Source organism: Bacillus sp. T2.9-1 (assembly GCF_950097965.1).
GTDB classification, from domain to species: Bacteria; Bacillota; Bacilli; order Bacillales; family Cytobacillaceae; genus Niallia; species Niallia hominis.
In genome coordinates, this window is sequence record NZ_CATNHG010000104.1 from 12,715 (window position 1) to 33,669 (window position 20,955).

Genomic DNA, 20,955 nt, shown 5'->3' on the forward strand with positions numbered 1-20,955 from the left:
CCTCCTATTATTTTATCCACTTTCCCTATGATTTTTAGTGCTTGGAATTCAATCTCTATGCTTTTCTCCATAAAAAAACCCCTACATAAGCAGAGGATTTTTCGTTTGTCTTATTATTGTTGTTGTGCTGGTCCATATAACTCTTCTAATGGTTTCATGATAATTTGATTTAATTCACCAATTAACACACTCATGCGTTGTTCTGCAGCCATTAGCTTTGAAATACTTTCATGTTGTTGAACAAGTGCCACTGTTTTTTGTGCTTGTTCTACTTCTTCTTGGGTAATTTCTTGACCTGCCATTTGCTTTTGCTGAAGCTGTAATTGAATATTACGGAAATTATCAAACATTGCTTTTGCGGAAGGATCTCCATTTACCGTATCATACATTGCTTTCAATTCTGTATATTCACCACTTTGACGAATCGCTTTCTCTAATGCATTTGCAGGATCATGTACATTTACTGCCATTAAAACAACTCCTTTATTTAACAATTGTCTCCACTATAACAAACTATGCATCATAATACCAGAAATACCTTTATTTCAGAAATATAGGAAAAGTATCTATGCCTGTATCAGCTTTGAGCTTGAGCCAGTGAAATCTTTTTTCAAAGTTATCACAACTTAGCTATATTTTCATACGATATATCAGCACCAAAATAGGCGAATGTCAGTATCGCTCTTCCTAAATTGAAAAAACAAATGGGGAATCTGAATGACACTTAAATTTTTGCAACTATTTAAAAAAGACGATTTTCAAGAAGCTTTAGATGGATTATCTATTGCTATCAGTCCCTCTTTGCTAAAATTTTTAAACATAAATTTGAATGAGCCTGTGTATGTATGTCTAGCTAAAAGGAATGTTCAAGTTGCAGTTCAAACACATTCTCTTGAAAAGCAAGATATTGTATTTAGTACTGATTTAGAAAAGAGTTTACTGCTTCCAAAGGAAATCGATACTTTTCTCATCCCATATTTTAACAAAAATCAATTATTCCATTTAGGCCCAGTGATTGGCATATTAACAGAAATTAACGATGATAAGGAAGAAATCATATTTCCTAGCATTCAACATTTATGCAAAGAATTAACAGAAGAATTAACACAAATAGGTGGATTCTTTTATCTCTTTGGACTACAAAATGTTCAAGAGGATAAAATTAACGGATATTTTTTTCATCATAACACTTGGAATATGCTGGACTTCCCTTATCCTCATGTTATTTATAACCGGCTTCACTCTCGAAAAGCAGATTCTAGCACCGCCTTTTTAAAGTTAAAAAAATTGCTTGAGGAAAAAGATATTCCTATTTTCAATAGCAGATTTTTTTCAAAAGATGAAACCTATCAACTTCTAAACAAAAGTGCAACAATGCATAAACATTTACCTTTAACAAAGCAACTCACCTATCAAAATTTTATTTCCATGCTAACATTCCCACTTCTTTATGTTAAACCAGTTCATGGCAGCCAAGGTAGAAATATCATTCATATTGAACACTTAAACAATGGATTTACTGCAACTATTTCTTCTGGAAAAAGAAAAGGAAAAACTAAACTATTTTCAGATGAAGAAAAGCTATGGAAATGGCTAGAAGGTTATGCCAAGCGAAGAAGCTATATATGTCAGCAAGGAATTGATTTTCTCAAATCACAAGAGCGCTCTCTGGACTTCCGTATTCTTTGCCATAAAAATTACCAAGGCAACTGGACCATTACCTCCATTGTTGCAAGAATTGCTCAAAAAAATGCAATCGTTGCAAATTTGGCCCAAGGTGCAGAAATGCAGCCAGCAAAAGTAGTGTTACATGAATTACTGACTACAGAAAAAGCAGTACAGAAATTAGAAGAGTTAAAAGCATTAGCTATAGAGATAGCAGCTATCCTTAGTGAAAATACAAATGGATACTTAGGAGAATTAGGTATCGATATTGGTATGGATAAACAAGGTCATCTGTGGGTTATCGAAGTAAATTCCAAACCCTCTAAGAAATTAGAAGAACATATTGAAAAAACAAGGCCATCTACGAAAGCTTTGCTTGAATATTTTATTGCACTTTCCTTTTCCCCTTGTTTAAAGGAGATATCAGAAGATGAATAAATTTGGAATAATGTCATTATCCTTAGAGCATGAAAACAAATACATTCACGAAATAGCAAAATATGGACGCAATTATAACTTAACGATCTATCATTTTGTCCCATCCACCTATCATCCCTTTACACATACTGTAAAAGGAAAAGAATATATGCCAGACTCAGATACTTGGATAGAATCAGAATTTCCAGTTCCTACCATCCTATATGATCGTTGTTTTTATCATGATGATTCTCATTCTATCCAATGCAAAAATATTATTCAATGGCTAAAAAAACAGCCTAATATCACCTTTATCGGCAATGGATTACCAAATAAATGGCAACTATATCAAGTATTGCGTGAATCAAAGCTTGCAGCATATATTCCAGAAACATTTCTCTTACAATCAGCAAATCAAGTTAATTTTCAGAGCTTAAATCCAATAATCATAAAACCGATAAATGGCTCCCAAGGAAATGGACTATTTTTTATCAAGAGACAAAAAGAAGGAATATTAGTAAGAACGGATAAAAAAGATAAAACAGTAGAAAAGTTATTTTCTGATCGGATAACTTTTAATAAATGGCTTAATCAGCTTTTAAAAAGAAATGCTTATTTAATGCAAGCATATCTTCCACTCTCAAACAAAGACGAACAACCATTTGATATTCGTGCTCTTATGCAAAAAAACGTGAAAGAAGAATGGGAAGTCGTTGAGAAAGGAGTCCGTATTGGGGAAAAAGGGAGAATCATCTCAAATTTAAGTGCTGGTGCATCGATTGTTGCCTTTGATGATTGGTTTCCGTCCATTCACATTAAATTAAAAAGCTTTCTTAAACAGGAAATAGAGGAAATATTTTCACTCCTTCCTTCCATATTAGAAAGTTCTTTATCTCCATTATTTGAAATCGGCATAGATATTGGTATTACCCCAAATGGCTCCTTATGGATTCTTGATGTAAATTCAAAGCCAGGAAGAAAAGTAATCACGACAGCCTATCCTCATCTAAGCGAGAAACTCTATAAAGCTCCTGTCCTTTATGCTGCTAAATTAGCTGATGATAAAAGGAGGAATCTGGATGAAAAAGCTATATCCTATCGAAATAATAACTGATAGCGAAAATACAGTCTACTTACCAACTGACTTTGATAGGAACACAGATTTAAAAATACTTGCATTTGGCACTGCAAGTAAGGAAGCAACGATTAAAAAACAGAATAAATCAAGAAATACGGTGGGAATTAGTTCCGATCTTTTTAATGACTTGCATTTCCCATCGTCCACTTCTAATATTCATTTATTTGCGGTTAATGAGACGTTATACGCAGGTCCACTACTAGGAATATTCACATCCGGATTTTCAACTATAAAAGTGCGTCCAATCGGAGATCGTTCCATTTTATTTTCAAAGCTTCTTTCTGTGCAAAAAACAGTTGGTGTCATCGCCTTCCTATTTGGGGAGCAACATGTTAATTGGGATACTGGTACCATTAATGGACTACTTTATGAGGATGGCTGGAAATCAGTAGAGGTTCCTTTCCCAAATGTTATTTATGACCGCATACCTAATCGAAGAATTGAAAACTTAAACAAAATTCAAGCCGTTAAAAACAGATTGCAACAGGAATATTCGATTCCCTGGTATAATCCAGGCTTCTTTAATAAATTGGATATTTATGAAAGATTACTGCAAGATGATAATATTTCCGATTATTTGCCAGAGACCCATGCACTCACTAATTTTTCTGTTATCGAAAGAATGCTCTCAAACTTTGGCAATGTCTATATTAAACCAAAAAACGGGAGTCTTGGAAAAGGGATCTACCAGCTATTGTATGATAAAAAAGATGGCTATTACTACACCCGCTTTAAAGATATAGACCAAGGTAATCGGCTCATGAAATTTGACCATTTAGAAGCATTAATGAATCATTTATTCGATAAGCAAAACTTATCTCATTATATCGTTCAACAAGGCATTCACTTAATTCGTTCGGAAAATAAGTCAGTCGATTTTCGAATTCATACAAATAAAAATAAAGATGGACAATGGGAAATGACTGCAATTGCAGCAAAAATTGCTGGTCCAGGAAGTGTGACTACACATCTTAATAATGGAGGAATTGTTAAAGCAATGGACGAATTATCGGATACAGATTTAAAAAGCGAAGAAATGATAACTAAACTTACTAAAGCATCCTTGCAAATCAGTAAAGCTCTAGAAAAGCAGATGGAAGGATATATTGGCGAAATCGGATTCGATTTAGGGTTGGATCGCAAAGGGCGTGTCTGGTTATTTGAGGCGAACGCTAAACCTGGAAGAAGCATCTTTAAACATCCCTCTCTAAAAAAATTCGATCTGGAAACACGCCGAAAATCCCTAGAGTACGCAGTCTTTCTAATGGAACAAAGCATCCTTAGTCTAGAGGATATTTATCAATGAATATTTATTATGATTCCGAAAAAGAATGTTGGTATACAGATTCAACAAAAAATTACTTTTTTGGATCATCTAAAACGCGATTATCTTTCGCAAAGCCTCCTTCCAATCATGTAGCTTTTCCGATTGTCGAATACCAGAATAAAGTTGGCCCATTAATTGGCATTATGATTGCAAAAAATAAGCAGGACAAATTAATAGGGAATGGTGCGCTTTTTAAGGAGATTCAGAAACAGCTGCAGCTTACAGGCGGGATTGTCGTCATCTTTCCGCCTGAAAATTTACAAAGAGATGAGCTAACAGGTTATATTTTTTGTTCCATTCAAAATAAGTGGCTTAAAGCCATTACACCATTGCCAGACATAGTTTATAACCGAGTCCCATTTCGAAACACAGAAAAGCAAGAGGTCTTCCAAAATGCCGTATCTTTTCTAAAAAAAAATGGAATCCCTTTTTTTAATCCATCCTTTATAAATAAACGGGAACTTTATGAGCTATTTAGCGAGCATCCTTTGTTAAATAGACACATACCAAAAACATCACTTTTAGAGAGACAAGAGGATTTTGTTGCTTTTTTTCATGCATATAAAAAAATCTATTTAAAACCAATTGAGGGATCTAAGGGGAATCATATTTATCGCATAAGGCTAGAAAAAGAGCATTCCATTCAAGTAAGTACAACGAAGGAAACAGCTTTTTTTTCTTCGATAGATGAAGTTTGGAATCAGTATTATCAAGAATGGTCCCAAAAGAAATTTCTTATCCAAGAAGAAATTGACGGAGCATTATATAAAGGAAGCCGCTATGATTTCCGCCTGTTAGTTATGTTTGAAGAAAATCGCTATGTTCTATCAGGAGTTGGCGTAAGACAGGCAAATCAACAAGATGTAACGACTCATATTCCATCAGGCGGAAAACTACTTGCCTATCGTGAAGTAGCACAAAAGGAACATGATCTATTTTTCGAAAAACTAGTCACCCATTGTGGAGAGGTTTTAACAAAAAAATATGGTTTCATAGGTGAATTCTCGATTGATGCTTGTGTAGATAAAGAAGGCAATTATTATCTTTTTGAAGTCAATGCAAAACCAATGTTATTTGATGAAGTAGAGATTGAGGAAAAAAGATGCCAGCAACTAGTAAAGCTTTTTTATACACTAACTAATTTTCCCTCCAAGAATAAAACTAATTAGAAGACTCATCCTAATGGTAGGAGGGATTTTCATGAATAGAGCAAAAAAAGATCTTGAATTTGAAGGCAAGGACAAAGCCTATTTAGATATTGACCGTATGATTAATGAAGGATTAGCTGGCGGTACGGTTTTCAATAGAGAAGAAAATGCTAATATCGAAGAAGCAAGAGAGCTGCCTGAAGAAGAACCACCTTATATAAGTGAATAAACTCATTCAGCATCCCCTTAATTAGTGATTTTATATGAAAGGGGGTGCTTTTTTCTCGGTTAATGTTAGTTTTTATCAGCCAAACTTCGGATTTAACGCCAAAGTTGAAAAGATTTCAGCCAAACTTCGGATTTATCAGCCAATACTGAATCCATTTCAGCCAAACTTCAGATTTTTCAGCCAATACTGAATCCTTTTCAGCCAAACTCTCCCTCCACAAACGCCCCCACTTGCCCCATTTCTATAAAAAGTTATAAAATAAAATTATGATAATGTTTTTACTATTTCGGAGGTAACATCAATTGAAGCATAAAATATTAGCTTATTATAAACATAGCTTGGAGCAATCAACGCCTCCAGCCCCGTCTCAGCTTTCTGATTATCATTGGTTCAAGACTAATTTTCAAGATGATTGGATTGGCATTCTAAAGCAGGAGATCGATGAATCTCAGCTAGAATTATTAAAAGCATGCTATGATTTTTTCGAACCTGATGAAACATTAAAGAAAGAAGAGTATACCTGGAATCAATATCTTTATTTCAATGGAGAAAAGCCTGCTTTTAAAAATGTTGAAACCATACGTTTCATCCAGTTTCAAATTAAAGGAATTTCTGTTTCTCTTGAAAAAAAATTGATTGAGTCTGCCTTTGAAGGATTTATAGATACAAATAGTCTTATTATATGGAATGGCTTAAGTGAAGGTGTGGTCATTGAGCAAAATGCACAATATTTAGAAGAGGAAGATTTACTTGCTCTTGCGCAAGCTTTACAATCCGATTTCTTTTTTTCCATTTGTTTTTATTTAGGAAAAGAAATGAAGCTAAGTAGTCCAATCCCCACAATATTTGGACAAGAAAGAAACTTATTTTCAAAAGGCTTGGCATTTATGCCAAAATCAAATGTACTCAGTATGGAAACGATTCTCCCAAACCTATTAATCAGCCGACTAAGAGAAGACGAACTTCATTTATTTAAAGAATGGTTCTCGATATTTGATGAAGATAAAGAACTTCTGCTGACCATTAAAACATTCATAGAAAACAATGGACACAGCACCAATACAGCCAAACAATTATTTATCCACCGCAATACATTACAATACCGCCTTGATAAATTTACTGAAAAAACAGGATTTGACTTAAAAAATTATCATAGTTACATAACAACCTATCTTGCTTGCTTATATTATACAAGTGGAAGATAGCACTTTTCCAAAGCCATTATTGGCTTTTTTCTTTTGCATCCCCTCTTATTCTCCACCCAAATAAACATTGCCTATAGATTATTTGCTATAAAAACGAGCGAATTCACCTGATTATACAAGTTCTTAGGCATTTTGCTCAAAATTTTGTAAGCGTTTTTCATGCAATTCGCCAATTTGAAAACGGTATCAAAAGTGTTAAAGTATAACTATAAAATAGTAGGGGGAGAACAAAATGGCAGAACTAGTGTTAAAGAATATTTATAAAATTTATGATGAAAAAGTAGAAGCGGTTAAAGATTTTAATTTACACATTCAGGATAAAGAATTTGTCGTATTTGTTGGTCCTTCTGGTTGCGGTAAATCAACAACTCTTCGTATGATTGCAGGTCTTGAAGATATTTCAAAAGGTGATTTCTTTATTGATGAATTACGTGTTAACGATGTTGCTCCAAAAGATCGCGATATTGCGATGGTTTTCCAAAACTATGCACTATATCCACATATGACTGTATATGATAATATGGCATTCGGATTAAAACTTCGTAAATTCCCTAAAGCGGAAATTGAAGAAAGAGTAAATAACGCTGCAAAAATTCTTGGATTAGAAGAATACTTAAAAAGAAAACCAAAAGCATTATCCGGTGGACAACGTCAAAGGGTTGCACTAGGCCGTGCCATTGTTCGTGATGCAAAAGTATTCTTAATGGATGAGCCATTATCAAACTTAGATGCTAAATTACGTGTACAAATGCGTGCTGAAATTTCAAAGCTTCACCAAAGACTACAAACGACTACTATTTATGTAACGCATGACCAAACAGAAGCGATGACAATGGCAACAAGACTTGTTGTTATGAAAGATGGAGTTATCCAACAGGTTGGTGCTCCAAAAGAAGTATACGAAAAACCGGAAAATGTTTTTGTTGGCGGATTTATTGGTTCACCAGCAATGAACTTCTTTGAAGGAAAAGTAGTCGACAATAAAATGGTAATTGGCGATAGTTCTTTCATCATTCCAGAAGGAAAATTAAAAACATTGCGCGAACAAAATTATGTTGGTAAAGAAGTTATCTTCGGTGTTCGTCCAGAAGATATCCATGATGAATTAGTATTTATAAGCAGTTCAGAAAATACAAGCTTTGACGCAAAAGTAGATGTATTTGAATTAACAGGTGCAGAGAGCCTTGTGTACTCTACTCTATCTGGAAAAGAATTTGTTGCTCGCTTAGATTCAAGAGCCGACCTTCAAGCTGGTCAATCAGTTAAATTAGCGTTTGATATGAATAAAGGTCACTTCTTCGATAAAGAAACAGAACTTCGTATTCGTTAATTGCATACTAAAAAAAGGCTTACCTATATATGCTCGGTAAGCTTTTTTACTATTAGATACAATGGTCTCCAAATCATTTTTATTCCTTTATTAATAAAATTTCTTCCTGCCCACAATGAGGACACTGTATAAAATGAGGACATAAATGTGCAGATAAATCTTGATAGCCATCTTCTAACTTCATCTGATCAATTGGCATATATGCACTATAGTCATCATAATAGTCCATCACTCTCCCCCTGTCTTCCACTTGATATCCACAGTTCGTACAAGGCTTTTCTAAGCTTTCCATCCCATTACAAATCGGACATATTGAGCCCACTTTATATTCACCTTCCTTTTTTCCACAATCCGGAGACATTAAGTAGTGCCTTAAAGAGAAAATGCACTTTATTCTGCCTTTAGTTTCTGTATTGAAATAGAAACTATCCAACTGTTGTAAAAGGAATTAATTTCCTCCATTTTTTGTTGAATAAGAACAAGAAATCCATCCATAATAATAGTACAAGCAACAACCAAGGCAACAACTAACCAGCAAAACGCCATATCTATTAATGGGTTACACCTAGTGGTAGTAAGAATTTCTTACAACTGGTGCAATTCCAGTTAACCCAACCAAAAAAAACAACTAGAAGGAGCTGGAACACAATGGCAAACAACAATTCTTCAAATCAACTATTAGTACCAGGAGTATCTCAAGCTCTAGACCAAATGAAATACGAAATTGCATCTGAATTCGGTGTAAACCTAGGTGCAGAAACTACTTCTCGCGCTAACGGATCTGTTGGTGGAGAAATTACAAAACGCTTAGTACAAATGGCTGAAAAGCAACTAGGTGGATTTCAAGGCTAATAACAATTTAATATAATGGCTAAAGCCCTCCTACATTTAGGAGGGCTTGCTTATGAAGAGAAATTATCCATTATCCTGCTAAACTCTCCCCTTGCTGCAGCTGATACATCTGATAATACTTCCCTTTTCTATCCATTAATTCATCGTGGTTGCCTTTTTCGATGATTTCTCCATGATCAAGTACGATAATTTGATCAGCATTCCGAATCGTTGATAGTCGATGGGCAATGATAAAGGTCGTTCTGCCTTCCTTTAGTACTTCCATTGCATGTTGAATGATTTGTTCTGTTTCCGTATCAATACTGCTTGTTGCTTCATCTAAAATAAGAATCGCTGGATCAAAAGCAAGCGCTCTGGCAAAGGAAATTAGCTGTCTTTGCCCACTAGAAAGCGTACTTCCCTTTTCAATTACTGGCTCATCGTATCCCTTTTCTAAATGCTTTAATACCCTATCTGCACCTACATCCTTTAATGCTTTCTCCACGGTTGCCCTTGATATGGATGGGTCATTTAACGTTACATTTGAGGCGATTGTTCCAGTAAAGAGGAACGGATCTTGAAGAACAATTCCCATATATTTACGAAGATCTTGCTTGGAAATAGACATGATATCTTTTCCATCTATCGTAATCTTCCCTGATTGAATATCATAGAACCGGAATAATAGATTCATAATAGAGCTTTTTCCAGATCCAGTATGACCTACTAATGCGACTGTTTCTCCTTGCTTTGCTTCAAAAGAGATATTTTTCAATACATAATCATTATCTTTATAGGCAAAGTTTACTTGATCAAACGTTACATTCCCTTTATAGCGTCCTAGTGTAACATCCTTCACATCAATTCCATCTTCATCTAATAATTCAAATACTCGTTCCCCTGCAACAAGAGCTTGCTCTAAATTAGCCAATTGATTGACAATCCCTTGTACCGGCTGAAAAAGACGATTAATATAATCAACAAATGCATAGAGCATCCCAAGAGAAAGAGCCGTTGTTGCTGTTAAAGATTGACCTGCAATATACCAAATAAACACGACAAATACTATGTTTCTTAATACATTCACCAAATTATGGGAGGTAAGACTATTTAAATGGAGCATCTTATTTTGAAAGCGAAAATGCTCCTTATTTAAATCCTCAAATTCTTCCCTTGTTTGCTTTTCTTTGCCAAAGGCTTGAATGATATGCATTCCTTGAATAGATTCGTTCACCATTCCATTAATATCACTAATTTTTGCACGAATCACATGATTATATCTAGACGCAAATTTGCGGTAGCCAATCATCCATATATATAAAATGGGAAGAAGAATTAAACATATCGCTGCAAGAGGCGGATTCAAAATAAACAGGGCAATATAAATTCCGATAATGTTAATTCCACTTGAAAAGAAATTCGAGAGTACTGTTACATATAGCTCCCTAATTGCCTCTGTGTCATTTGTTACTCTGGCAACTACTTTACCAGCAGGAAGATTATCAAAATATTTGATCGGCAACCGCTGAATTTGCGCAAATACGTCTTCCCGCATTTTTTGAATAATTCGGTTTGCTGACTTTTGTAATAAATAATGCTGGCCGTATTGGAATATGGCAGAAATAATAACTAATCCAAAATAAAAAGATAAAAGCTTTAAAATAGGCATAATTTCTGGCTTATAAAAATCAAATACTTCCGTTCGAGTTAAAGCAGTAGCGGGATAGGTTGCCATTTCTCCCTCTCTGCTGATTGTCAGTGTGCCATTCGCAAATTGTCGACTTCCATCAAAGGAAATAGTGCCATCTACAAAAAGAAATTGTCTTCCAACCTGAAGAATTCTAGCTTCTGCAAGCATTTCTTCATCTAAATCAAGGTATTCAGCTTTTTTGTAAAAATTCCCGTTATATTCTACTGCATCGCTAGTTGGTTCTGTTTGATACCAAAGGGATTCAATCCCTGTTATATGATCATCAATTACTTTTTTTGCAACAAACGGTCCTGCAAGGTCGGCGATAACAGCAATTGTCAGCATGAGTAGCGCAGTAAGAATTATTCCTTTAAAGCTCCATGCATATCGAAATAAACGTTGTCCAGTAGTCATGCTTGCACCTCCACTTCTTCAGATTCTGCTTTCGTCTGTTGCGTAATATATTGTTCTTTGTACCAGCCATTCAAATCCATTAGCTCATCATGTGTTCCATGCTCTATGATATAACCATCTTCCATTACGATAATATGGTCAGCATGTTGCACAGCTGTCATACGATGTGTTGTAATAATCGTTGTTTTTGCTTGGCGTTCCTGCTTTATATTCGAAATAATCTTTTGCTCCGTTTTTGCATCTACCGCTGATAAAGAATCATCTAATATTAAAATTTCCGGCTTACGGATAAGGGCTCTGGCAATCGAAATACGCTGTTTTTGCCCGCCAGACAATGCGACTCCTTTTTCCCCAACAAGTGTCATTAACCCTTCTGGAAGCATATCAATATCCTGTTTAAAAGAGGCAAGGCTAATTGCTTCCTCCAATTCTTTTTCCGTAGCATTTTCTTTTCCAAATAAGATATTCTCTTTCACTGTTTTTGAAAAAAGAACATGATCTTGGGGAACATAGCCAATCCAACCTCTTAACGTATGTAAATCGATCGAATCAATGCTATTCCCGTTAATCTCAAGCTTCCCTTCCCCTTTTGGATATTCTCTAAGGAGCTGCTTTATAATTGTCGTTTTCCCACTTCCTGTTTTACCAACAATCCCAACGGTTTCTCCTCTTCTGATGGTTAAATAAATATCACGAAGATTTTCTTGTTTAGATGATGGGTATTGAAATTGCACATCCTTTAACTGGATAATTTCTGGAACACCCAATCCATTTCCACTTCCCGAACTGATGACGTCCGCTTTGTAGCTTAATGTTTCCTGCACCCGATCTAAAGAAGCATTTCCGCGCTGCATGATATTCATTAATTCCCCCACTGCAAACATTGGCCAAACAATCATTCCTAAATACACATTAAATGTAACAAGCTGCCCAATTGTTAACTGTTGCTGGAATACTAGATAAGCTCCATAGCCAAGGCCAATTAAATAACTTAATCCAACAAGAATCCGTATAGTAGGGTCGAATAAAGAATCTATTTTAGCAACACGTAAGTTCTTTTTGAACACATCTTCTGTGAAATGATGAAATTGTTTTTCTTCTTCTTTTTCTAAAACATATGCACGAATCACGCGTACTCCTGAAACAGACTGCAAGACACTATCATTCATATCACCAAAAGCATCCTGTGCTTCCATAAACCGCTTATGGATTCTTTCCCCATATATTTTCATGATTACTGCCATAATAGGAAGTGGAAGAATCGCTGCAAGTGTTAATTTCCAGCTTACTGTTATGATCATCGTAATTAAAATTGTCAGCATAAATACTGTGGAATCGACCAATGTTAAAATACCAAACCCCGCAGTAACCGACACTGCTTTTAAATCATTCGTTGCTCTTGCCATTAAATCTCCGGTTTTATTTTTTTCAAAAAAGGTTGGCGTCATTTTTAATAGGTGATTCATAAATTTGCTTCTAAGTTTCAATTCTAAGATATTTGCTCCACCAAATAACTTATACATCCAAAAATAGGTGATGATATACGTACTGATTGTGATTCCTGATACAACAAGTATATACATCATTGTTTTATTGGTCGTTAGTGTTCCAATCGTTAGTTCATCGATAAACAATCCTAAAATTCTTGGTGGCAATACCTCAATAAAGCCAACAATAATTAACAGAATTATAGCTATCGTATAACTTTTCCAATGCTCTTTAAAAAACCATTTTAATTTAAAAAATATCGAAAACATTCACTCATCCCCTGTCTCTCTTCTTTGCTGACTAGCCACTTTCTAAATCCTTTAACTCATTTCTTGCCTCTTTTACTGATACAATCATCGACTTTTCCTCCTTTACTATTCATTAGAAAATAAACGTTTTGCCCTTTTTCGCATTCCATATTTTCCCACAAAAAAAGAGACAGACCGCAACCATGCGACCCATCTCTAGATGATAGAAAAATACACAGGTTACCTATAATGGCAACCAGCTTTTTTTTGCAAAAAATTATCGATAAGAAAGAAGAAGGTTACCAATGTATGAAGTTTTAATGGAGTAATATCTATTTAATCTTTTCATCAGTAACCATCCTTTCTCTACATTTATTTTCCAATATAAATGAGATTAACACGTAGTTTTTATAAAGTCAATTGCAAATATTTCGAAAATCAAAAGAATTTAATAATTTAGTTGAACCTCTTTTTTCCCAGCTAACTTTTCTTTTGCTTCCTTTTCTCTTGCTAATCTTGGCAATACTAAACTGTAATAGCCACCAACAATAAGAAAACATGTGCCCACAAACCAATAAATTATCTCTATAGAAAACCATTTAGGATAGCCGATTGAGATAATCCCAAGCGTAATGGACTGTGACAGCATCATTAGCGGGGTAATCCAGCCTTGTACCCTTCCCATCATTTTCGGCTCTATAATGGTTGGCATCCATCCACCAATTGCAATATTAATCATCGGTAACCCCAATGCTAATAAGAAACAAATTGTTAAAAAGAATAGGACATTTGTGGCATATGACGCTAGAATTGTCATAACAGCAATATAAAATGCTCCGATTATAATCAGCTTAAATAATTTTACCTTTTGGGTAAGAAGAGAAGAAAGGAAGCTTCCAATCATTACTCCTGTGCCAAAGACAATTCCCAAATAAATTGATACTTGTTCATAATTATCAGGAGCTAATTTATATTTCAAAATAAATACTTGCATCACACTAAATCCACCATTTACAACCCCAAATGCAATAAATCCATAAATTAATGCTAATAATAATTTATTAGAGAGTATGTACTTTAGACCAATCATAAAGTCACTCCATATAAATCGAATATTTAAGTCTTTTAACGAGTGGGTGCCATTTGGCTGTCGAATTTCTTCACTCAGCTTCATTGACTTAATGAGAAGCCCGCTTATCGTTAAAGTAACAACATCAACTACTATCGCTCCATAAATCCCCAATGTCCAATATACGAATATACCAATCGCATTACCGAATAGCATAAAGACACTATTAATGAATTGATTAAGTCCTGCTGCGGTTGTATAGTCCTCTTTTCTTAATACCCCTTGAAGAATGCCTTGTTCTGCAGGAAAAAAGAATTTCTGAACAGCACTTCGAATAAATAAAGTGAGAAAGATAAGTGGCATCCAGCCAGTGGAAACTGCGCCTAATAAGCATAGAGACATGGCTGCTGCTATCATCTCACAATGGTAAGCAATCTTCTGGCGATCTAGTCGATCTGCCACTACTCCAACAAGAAAAAACACGGCTAGCGTTGGCAAGGAAAACATTAATTCCGTTATCGTGGCATAAGATGGCTGCTCTGAGAAACGATCAAGAATATAAAACATGAAAGCTGTTAAACCAATAACACTCCCCATTTGTGATGTGACATTGGCTATAAATAGTCTGGTAAAGCTCGCATTTTTAAAAATTTCTGTAAATTTATTCATTTCTTATCCCTCATCCTTTAGTTGATGAGTTTATTCTATCTTTCTTCCTATAGATAATGAACATTCATGCGATGGTTTCTCTTTCCGTCTATAGACGGAAAGAAATTCCATTATTAAGTCTGATATCAGATTGTTTTCTTTATGAAAGGGAGCCAGGCTCTTTGAATGTAATGAAAATATACTTTGCCAGATGTCTCTTTTTCGTTTAATTGAGGCTTTTATGGTTACTGAGATGCTCTCTCTTTACCTTTTCCTCTTGAAAGATGCTCTTATAGACACGGATGCTAACGCTTAAACCTGTATAGCATTTCAATCTATGTTTTCCTTTGTTGTTTTTCCTCACCGCATGGACCCATTCAATCATTTCATATTAAGATTTATAAGTGATTTTCTAATAAAGTAGCACAAAAATAGGCTGCCCTTATTAAATTATTAGTCTTTTTCAATAAAAACTAACACTCATAGGACAGCCTAATTTATGCATGATTTATTCGCCGTTAAGTTCCTTAAAACGATCTTTTGATTCTTTTTCTTCAAAGCTAGAGAAGATTCGAAAATGGTCCTCGTCAATAATTCGAAAATGCTGACTTATAATATTTTGTTGTAGAATAAATCCATTCTTTTTTTCTACTTCTCTCCACCATACTTTTCCACCAAGGGTTTTCTCTTTTCGATAATCCATTCCATCTCGAGCAACTGTTTCTAATACCTCTAATGGCTCATTACCAAATAAAAAGCGAACCGTTTCTGTCTCTCTAAAAAGTGCGCAAACTGCTACTACAGTAGACCAACCTGCGTATAGTCTGCCTTTCTCAATTTGCACTAATGTCTTTTTTGATAAACCAATAACCTCAGCCATCTTATCTTGGGTATATCCCGCTTCTGTGCGTATTAATCTCATCTTTTCCGATACACTCTCAATAATTTCTTCTCTAGTCAAAGTTTCTTCATTCCCTTATTAGTTATGTGTAATTTTACACCATCACTAATATTATAAGCTTCCTTTGCATAAATATCAATTTAAAACTATGAGATGCCCTAAATTAATTTTTTTTGTTCAATGCTTCACATTTTTGTTCGCAAGCTTTCTGTAAGGAACACGCTGCACATCTTCCCTTTTTCGATTGTTGAATGTGACGGTATAACCCATAACTTGCGTAACTAAAAATCAGAAATCCGAGTAAAATGCTGATCAACATTCTATTCACTCCTTTAATTTAAACCGATCCATTTTCCGAGTTGATAAATTACAAAAGAAATAAGATATGCAAGAATAAGTGCATAACCAACAGAAAATGCAGACCATTTTTTTGATCCTGTTTCTTTATAGATAGTACCAAGTGTTGCTAGGCAAGGAATGTATAATAGAATAAACACCATAAAACTATAGGAGGCTAGCGGCGTATAGACTTCACCCATTAAATGCTGCAAGCTTCTTGTATCAGGAACGGCATATATGATATTCATAGCAGAAATAATTGCTTCTTTTGCAAGAAATCCAGTTAATAAGGATGCTCCTGCTTCCCATGTTCCAAAACCTAGTGGGGCAAGAACTGGAGCCATCACTGAACCAATTAACGCTAAAAAGCTTTGGTCCATTTTTACATCTAATCCCCCTGGGCCTAAATAAGTTAATAACCAGATGAAAACAGAACCAGCGAAGATAAAAGTACCTGCCTTCTTTAAAAATCCTTTTCCTTTGTCCCATGTACTTTTCCATAATACCTTTATACTAGGTAATCGATATGGTGGCAGTTCGATTAGAAAGATAGATTTTTCTCCTTTTAAAATAGTGGAGGAAAATAATTTAGCGAGTAATAAGGCCATTACAATACTTAAAATATAGAGAGATAACACTATTATCGCTCCATTTTTTCCAAAGAAAGCTCCTATGAATAATGCATAAACAGGAAATCTTGCCGAGCAACTCATTAATGGTAACAATAAAATCGTTAATAATCTCTCCTTCTTTGTTTCGATCGTTCTTGCCGCCATGACCCCAGGAACATTGCAGCCAAACCCAATAATCATTGGGATAAAGGCTTTCCCATTCAATCCTACATTTTCTAACCATTTATCCATTACGAGTGCTACTCTAGACATATAGCCCGAGTCCTCTAAAAAGGAAATACAAAAAAACAAAATAAAAATTTGCGGAACGAAAACTAAAACCCCACCTACCCCTGCAATAATTCCATCAATAACAAGGGATTTTATAAAGTCTGTAGCTTGCAAACTTGTTAAAAGACTTGTTACTCCATTCGTTAATAAATCAGAAATAAAATAATCTAGCAAATCAGATAACGGTGTTCCAAACCAATCAAAAGTCATCATAAATAATAAATACATAAAGACTATAAAAATAGGAAAACCTAAATATTTATTTGTTACAAGATAATCTAAATTATCCGAGATTGGCATACGTTTTTTATCTGCTATTACTTCGACTCTTTGTACAATTTGATCAACCACTTCTCTCCGTTTAAGATAGATTACTTGTTCTGGCTTTTTTCCTATTTTTTCACATTCTATTGTTACATCATTAATCAATGAATCTATCTCTTGTTTTGTCAAAAGATTAGTTAGAAAGGAACGAATTGCTGCATTTCCATCAAGTAATTGGATTGTAAGCCATCTTATTGAAAGGTCTGTTTTTTCTTGAAGCATGAGGGTCATTTTTTCTATTGCCTCTTCTATTATTTCTCCATAATGAATAGATAGAGTATGTTCTTCATTCTCCATCGTCTGTTTAATAGTGGACGCTCGTGATAGCTCCTCACAACCATTCCCTTTTCTTGCACTTATTGCAATAGTAGTAGCTCCTAAATAGGTTGCTAACAAAGGATAATCAATACTCTTCCCATTTCTTTTTGCAATGTCTATCATATTTAAGGCAAAAATAACTGGTTTACCGTATTCTATTAATTGGATTGATAATAACAAATTTCGCTTTAACTGAGAGGCATCAATGATATTGACAATCCGACTCATCTTTCCTTCTAATAAATACTTTGTGACTACAGCTTCTTCTTCAGAGATTGGTGTTAAAGAATAAACACCTGGCAAATCTACTAAAATTGCCTTTTTATTTTTTAAAGTACCGATCTTTTTCTCTACCGTCACTCCATTCCAGTTTCCAACATATTCATATGTTCCCGTTAGATGGTTAAATAAAGATGTCTTTCCAGTATTCGGATTTCCCAAAAGTGCTAATTCCATCTTATACCCTCTCCATTTGCAAAATTTTCATATCTCTTTTTCTCATCCCAATTACTGTACCTTCATATTCCAAAATGCATGGTCCTTCAAATGGCAAAATTTGCTGGATAGTTATTACAGCACCCTCCATTAATCCGAAATCAAGTAATCTTCTTTGAAGCATAGAATTTCCTTCTTCTACTTTATTTATTTTTAATCTTTGTCCAACCCTAACTTCCACCTTACTTCACCTCTTTTCTTCAATTGAGAATGATTATCTTTCTCTTATAAGATAGTTATATCAATCACAACAACAGTATTCAATCTGATTTATACAGATAATTGTGACAATTCAATGAATTTTAGAAACTAATGTATTTGTGCACTACCCTCCCCACTGAGATGAATTGTTTTTGTGGAGGCTTTTAGTTAAAACTCTAGGACTTCTTCTAACCATAGTGAAATGGCATCTTTATCTAGGAAACTAGCTTTTGATAATTGCTTTCTTTATGTTTTCGAAACTATAAAAAAAAGCCTTTGCTCCCAAGCAAAGGCTTTTCCTTTATAATAGATTAAATTTTACCAATGAATCCTTCAATTCCTCATTACTACTCTTCATTACTTCTGCTGTTTTGGCCATATTTCCAATTGCAGATGTTTGCTCATCAGTACTAGAAGCAATTTGTTCAACTGCTGCAGCTACAGACTCTGATACTTCTGAAACCATTGCAATGGAACGGGAAATATGATTATTTTGTTCAACCACACGGTTAAGTTCACCTGTCATTTCTTTAACTGCTGCAATACTATTAATAACAGCTGCTGCAATCGCAGTAAATTCTTTTTCTGTATCCTTTACTGCTGTGTCTAATTCTGCTGTTTGGTTTGTCGTTTCATATATCGACATGACCGTACTTTCCATTTCTTTTTCAATATTTTGGATCATATCTTGAATTTGTTTGGTAGCAGAGTTTGTCTCTTCAGCTAAATTTCGAACCTCATTTGCAACAACAGAGAAGCCTTTTCCATGTTCGCCAGCTCTTGCAGCCTCAATGCTTGCATTTAAAGCGAGAAGATTTGTTTGTTCTGCAATTCTATTAATAGTGGAAGTAATTTTTGAAATATCTAGCACTTTTTGATAGAGACTGCTGATTCCAATACTTACATCGTTTGTAGACTTACTTGCATTCTCATTACATATTTTCAGAGAATTAATCGTCTTTTGTCCATTATGGGATGCTTCTTGCGCATTTTCAGTCGCTTGCTTAATGATTTGATTTTTTCCTTCCATATTATCAATCGAATTAGTAAGACTATCAATCTCTCTTTTCACTTCTTCCAATTCGGACGCTTGGCTTACAGCTCCTTCCGCAATTTCAGCCATTGCTCTACCAATTTCTTCTGAACTTGCCAATGTTTCCTCTGCGATAACCGAAACATCATTTGCTTGATTCAGCCCATTTTCATTCACCGTTTTTAAACTGGATACTAAAAAAGAATATTTCTCCTGTAACTGATCAATAGAACGGCTTAATTGACCTATTTCATCTTTCGCCTTGTAGCTATATTCGAAAGATGGCTGTCCCTGCAACACCATATTTACTTTGTCATTCAGGCGGGAGATTGCCTTAAATTTACCTTTCATTAGAACATATAAAACAAATGAGCTTAATACAGTAATGATAACTACTGCACCTATAAAGATTATTACTGTTTCTGAATTTTCATTTTTGGCGACATAAAAACCAACAAATGCACTAATTAATGTAGTTATTAGGATAAGCACATTCATTATAATGAGCGTTTTCACTTTAAAACTATTTTTCTTTTTCATTACGAAACATCCTCTCTTCCGCCGTCCATATTAAGGGGCCATTTCTAAGCAAACACCGATATGAAATAAACGCTTTCACTAATAAACAGCGTCTCCATCAGAGAATGCCTTAGTTATGTCTCTATATCTTTAATATCGGTACATTCTACCTATTTTTTAACCTATTTTACAATATTTTATAAAAATTACTGTCTGGTTTCAAAACGCCTAATTTCCACTTTAGATAGCGTAAGATTTCAAAGTTTGCGAGCCAAATATTTTTCTTCGCATAAAATACAACGATATCTCCTTCTTAGAAAATTAGAAAGGATGAACGATGTTGTTTAATATTTTTGTAGATCAGCAGATTAGATTACGACTATTAGAAGTAAAAGATTCCAGTGAACTTTTTCAAATCGTTAATCAAAACAGAAAGTATTTACGGGAGTGGCTCCCATGGGTCGATCAAATAACTTCTCCTTATCAATATCAAACCATTATTCCCTTATGGAATAAACTCTTTACTGAACAAACGGAACTAAATGCAGGCATTTTTTTTAATGGTAAGCTAGTAGGGATGATTACGTTACAACAAATAGATTGGGGAAGCCGCAAAGCAAGCATTGGTTACTTTTTAGCAGAAGATGCACAAGGACATGGTATTATGACAAAGTCTGTAGCTGCCATGCTGAATTATGCTTTTTATTATTTAAAGTTAAACCGAATGGAAATACAATGTGGGGTAAGAAATATAAAAAGCCAAGCAATTCCTGAAAAGCTAGCCTTTACTAAAGAGGGAATTATCAGAGATGGTGAATTTCTTTATGACCATTATCACGATTTATATTCCTACAGCATGCTGGCAAGAGAATGGGCAGCAAAGCAGTAATTTTTCCCGTCCCATTCATTTAAATGAGGATAAAAAACAAAAATTGTTCAAATCCTCTCCTGTATGAGTAAAATGTTTGTGGGAGAATAAATATCCTTTTTGTCTAGTTGGGGGACGAGTCCCCCAACTAGACAAAAAGGCCACCAAGCGAGAGCGCGGTAGCTGGAAAAAATTAAGCATTAAAAAA

Annotated in this window: 18 protein-coding genes; 9 read left to right on the forward strand and 9 right to left on the reverse strand. The window is 34.7% G+C overall.

Going from position 1 to position 20,955, the window contains the following annotated elements; all coding sequences use genetic code 11:
* Nucleotides 1-113: 113 nt before the first annotated feature.
* Nucleotides 114-470 carry a YlbF family regulator gene (locus QQZ16_RS15065; RefSeq protein ID WP_284561477.1) on the reverse strand — a complete coding sequence of 119 codons (357 nt, stop codon included), beginning with the start codon at nucleotides 468-470 and terminating at the stop codon, nucleotides 114-116.
* Between the two features lie 247 nt (nucleotides 471-717).
* On the opposite strand from QQZ16_RS15065, the gene QQZ16_RS15070 reads away from it, so the two are divergent.
* From QQZ16_RS15070 to QQZ16_RS15100, 7 genes are all read left to right on the forward strand, one after another.
* Nucleotides 718-2,103 (forward strand): YheC/YheD family endospore coat-associated protein, encoded by a 1,386-nt coding sequence (locus tag QQZ16_RS15070; protein WP_284561478.1) that lies wholly within the window; start codon nucleotides 718-720, stop codon nucleotides 2,101-2,103.
* Nucleotides 2,096-3,196 (forward strand): YheC/YheD family endospore coat-associated protein, encoded by a 1,101-nt coding sequence (locus tag QQZ16_RS15075; RefSeq protein WP_284561479.1) that lies wholly within the window; start codon nucleotides 2,096-2,098, stop codon nucleotides 3,194-3,196. The genes QQZ16_RS15070 and QQZ16_RS15075 overlap by 8 nt, the downstream gene beginning before the upstream one ends.
* Complete coding sequence (locus QQZ16_RS15080) at nucleotides 3,162-4,526, forward strand: YheC/YheD family endospore coat-associated protein (RefSeq protein ID WP_284561480.1); 1,365 nt, start codon at nucleotides 3,162-3,164, stop codon at nucleotides 4,524-4,526. Before QQZ16_RS15075 ends, QQZ16_RS15080 begins: the two co-directional genes overlap by 35 nt.
* The gene (locus QQZ16_RS15085; protein ID WP_284561481.1) at nucleotides 4,523-5,716 is read left to right on the forward strand and encodes a YheC/YheD family endospore coat-associated protein; all 1,194 of its coding nucleotides are present in this window, start codon (nucleotides 4,523-4,525) and stop codon (nucleotides 5,714-5,716) included. The genes QQZ16_RS15080 and QQZ16_RS15085 overlap by 4 nt, the downstream gene beginning before the upstream one ends.
* Nucleotides 5,717-5,747: 31 nt before the next feature.
* Complete coding sequence (locus tag QQZ16_RS15090; protein ID WP_235251749.1) at nucleotides 5,748-5,924, forward strand: hypothetical protein; 177 nt, start codon at nucleotides 5,748-5,750, stop codon at nucleotides 5,922-5,924.
* A gap of 302 nt (nucleotides 5,925-6,226) precedes the next feature.
* Entirely contained in the window at nucleotides 6,227-7,129 is a 903-nt protein-coding gene (locus tag QQZ16_RS15095) for a PucR family transcriptional regulator (RefSeq protein WP_235251750.1), read from the forward strand.
* Between the two features lie 232 nt (nucleotides 7,130-7,361).
* A complete protein-coding gene (locus QQZ16_RS15100) occupies nucleotides 7,362-8,459 on the forward strand; it encodes an ABC transporter ATP-binding protein (RefSeq protein ID WP_031535670.1) in 1,098 nt (365 codons plus the stop codon).
* A gap of 79 nt (nucleotides 8,460-8,538) precedes the next feature.
* On the opposite strand, the gene QQZ16_RS15105 is transcribed toward QQZ16_RS15100, so the two are convergent.
* Nucleotides 8,539-8,781, reverse strand: coding sequence for a hypothetical protein (locus tag QQZ16_RS15105; protein WP_231512503.1), 243 nt, complete (start codon nucleotides 8,779-8,781; stop codon nucleotides 8,539-8,541).
* A gap of 326 nt (nucleotides 8,782-9,107) precedes the next feature.
* Here QQZ16_RS15105 and QQZ16_RS15110 point away from each other — a divergent pair, with 326 nt between their 5' ends.
* Nucleotides 9,108-9,311 (forward strand): alpha/beta-type small acid-soluble spore protein, encoded by a 204-nt coding sequence (locus tag QQZ16_RS15110; protein WP_031535675.1) that lies wholly within the window; start codon nucleotides 9,108-9,110, stop codon nucleotides 9,309-9,311.
* A gap of 70 nt (nucleotides 9,312-9,381) precedes the next feature.
* Here QQZ16_RS15110 and QQZ16_RS15115 read toward each other — a convergent pair whose 3' ends face one another.
* The 7 genes from QQZ16_RS15115 to QQZ16_RS15150 all read right to left on the reverse strand — a co-directional run bounded on the left by QQZ16_RS15115 (nucleotide 9,382) and on the right by QQZ16_RS15150 (nucleotide 19,900).
* Complete coding sequence (locus tag QQZ16_RS15115; RefSeq protein WP_284561482.1) at nucleotides 9,382-11,394, reverse strand: ABC transporter ATP-binding protein; 2,013 nt, start codon at nucleotides 11,392-11,394, stop codon at nucleotides 9,382-9,384.
* Nucleotides 11,391-13,151 carry an ABC transporter ATP-binding protein gene (locus QQZ16_RS15120; RefSeq protein WP_235251752.1) on the reverse strand — a complete coding sequence of 587 codons (1,761 nt, stop codon included), beginning with the start codon at nucleotides 13,149-13,151 and terminating at the stop codon, nucleotides 11,391-11,393. Before QQZ16_RS15120 ends, QQZ16_RS15115 begins: the two co-directional genes overlap by 4 nt.
* Nucleotides 13,152-13,578: 427 nt before the next feature.
* Nucleotides 13,579-14,868 (reverse strand): MFS transporter, encoded by a 1,290-nt coding sequence (locus QQZ16_RS15125; protein WP_235251753.1) that lies wholly within the window; start codon nucleotides 14,866-14,868, stop codon nucleotides 13,579-13,581.
* Nucleotides 14,869-15,355: 487 nt separating this feature from the next.
* The gene (locus tag QQZ16_RS15130) at nucleotides 15,356-15,808 is read right to left on the reverse strand and encodes a helix-turn-helix transcriptional regulator (protein WP_031535683.1); all 453 of its coding nucleotides are present in this window, start codon (nucleotides 15,806-15,808) and stop codon (nucleotides 15,356-15,358) included.
* A gap of 272 nt (nucleotides 15,809-16,080) precedes the next feature.
* Nucleotides 16,081-18,087 carry a ferrous iron transport protein B gene (gene feoB / locus QQZ16_RS15140; RefSeq protein WP_235251755.1) on the reverse strand — a complete coding sequence of 669 codons (2,007 nt, stop codon included), beginning with the start codon at nucleotides 18,085-18,087 and terminating at the stop codon, nucleotides 16,081-16,083.
* A 1-nt stretch (nucleotide 18,088) separates the two neighbouring features.
* Nucleotides 18,089-18,307 carry a FeoA family protein gene (locus tag QQZ16_RS15145; protein ID WP_031535687.1) on the reverse strand — a complete coding sequence of 73 codons (219 nt, stop codon included), beginning with the start codon at nucleotides 18,305-18,307 and terminating at the stop codon, nucleotides 18,089-18,091.
* A gap of 321 nt (nucleotides 18,308-18,628) precedes the next feature.
* Complete coding sequence (locus tag QQZ16_RS15150) at nucleotides 18,629-19,900, reverse strand: methyl-accepting chemotaxis protein (protein ID WP_235251756.1); 1,272 nt, start codon at nucleotides 19,898-19,900, stop codon at nucleotides 18,629-18,631.
* 319 nt (nucleotides 19,901-20,219) lie between these two features.
* On the opposite strand from QQZ16_RS15150, the gene QQZ16_RS15155 reads away from it, so the two are divergent.
* The gene (locus QQZ16_RS15155; RefSeq protein ID WP_048718708.1) at nucleotides 20,220-20,768 is read left to right on the forward strand and encodes a GNAT family N-acetyltransferase; all 549 of its coding nucleotides are present in this window, start codon (nucleotides 20,220-20,222) and stop codon (nucleotides 20,766-20,768) included.
* Nucleotides 20,769-20,955: the final 187 nt, after the last annotated feature.

Coding starts and splice junctions, on each gene's coding strand:
- QQZ16_RS15100 (WP_031535670.1), top strand. CDS start 7,362: ATGGCAGAACTAGTGTTAAAGAATATTTATAAAATTTATGATGAAAAA.
- QQZ16_RS15125 (WP_235251753.1), bottom strand. CDS start 14,868: ATGAATAAATTTACAGAAATTTTTAAAAATGCGAGCTTTACCAGACTA.
- QQZ16_RS15080 (WP_284561480.1), top strand. CDS start 3,162: ATGAAAAAGCTATATCCTATCGAAATAATAACTGATAGCGAAAATACA.
- QQZ16_RS15120 (WP_235251752.1), bottom strand. CDS start 13,151: ATGTTTTCGATATTTTTTAAATTAAAATGGTTTTTTAAAGAGCATTGG.
- QQZ16_RS15085 (WP_284561481.1), top strand. CDS start 4,523: ATGAATATTTATTATGATTCCGAAAAAGAATGTTGGTATACAGATTCA.
- feoB (WP_235251755.1), bottom strand. CDS start 18,087: ATGGAATTAGCACTTTTGGGAAATCCGAATACTGGAAAGACATCTTTA.
- QQZ16_RS15065 (WP_284561477.1), bottom strand. CDS start 470: ATGGCAGTAAATGTACATGATCCTGCAAATGCATTAGAGAAAGCGATT.
- QQZ16_RS15150 (WP_235251756.1), bottom strand. CDS start 19,900: ATGAAAAAGAAAAATAGTTTTAAAGTGAAAACGCTCATTATAATGAAT.
- QQZ16_RS15110 (WP_031535675.1), top strand. CDS start 9,108: ATGGCAAACAACAATTCTTCAAATCAACTATTAGTACCAGGAGTATCT.
- QQZ16_RS15115 (WP_284561482.1), bottom strand. CDS start 11,394: ATGACTACTGGACAACGTTTATTTCGATATGCATGGAGCTTTAAAGGA.
- QQZ16_RS15075 (WP_284561479.1), top strand. CDS start 2,096: ATGAATAAATTTGGAATAATGTCATTATCCTTAGAGCATGAAAACAAA.
- QQZ16_RS15090 (WP_235251749.1), top strand. CDS start 5,748: ATGAATAGAGCAAAAAAAGATCTTGAATTTGAAGGCAAGGACAAAGCC.
- QQZ16_RS15070 (WP_284561478.1), top strand. CDS start 718: ATGACACTTAAATTTTTGCAACTATTTAAAAAAGACGATTTTCAAGAA.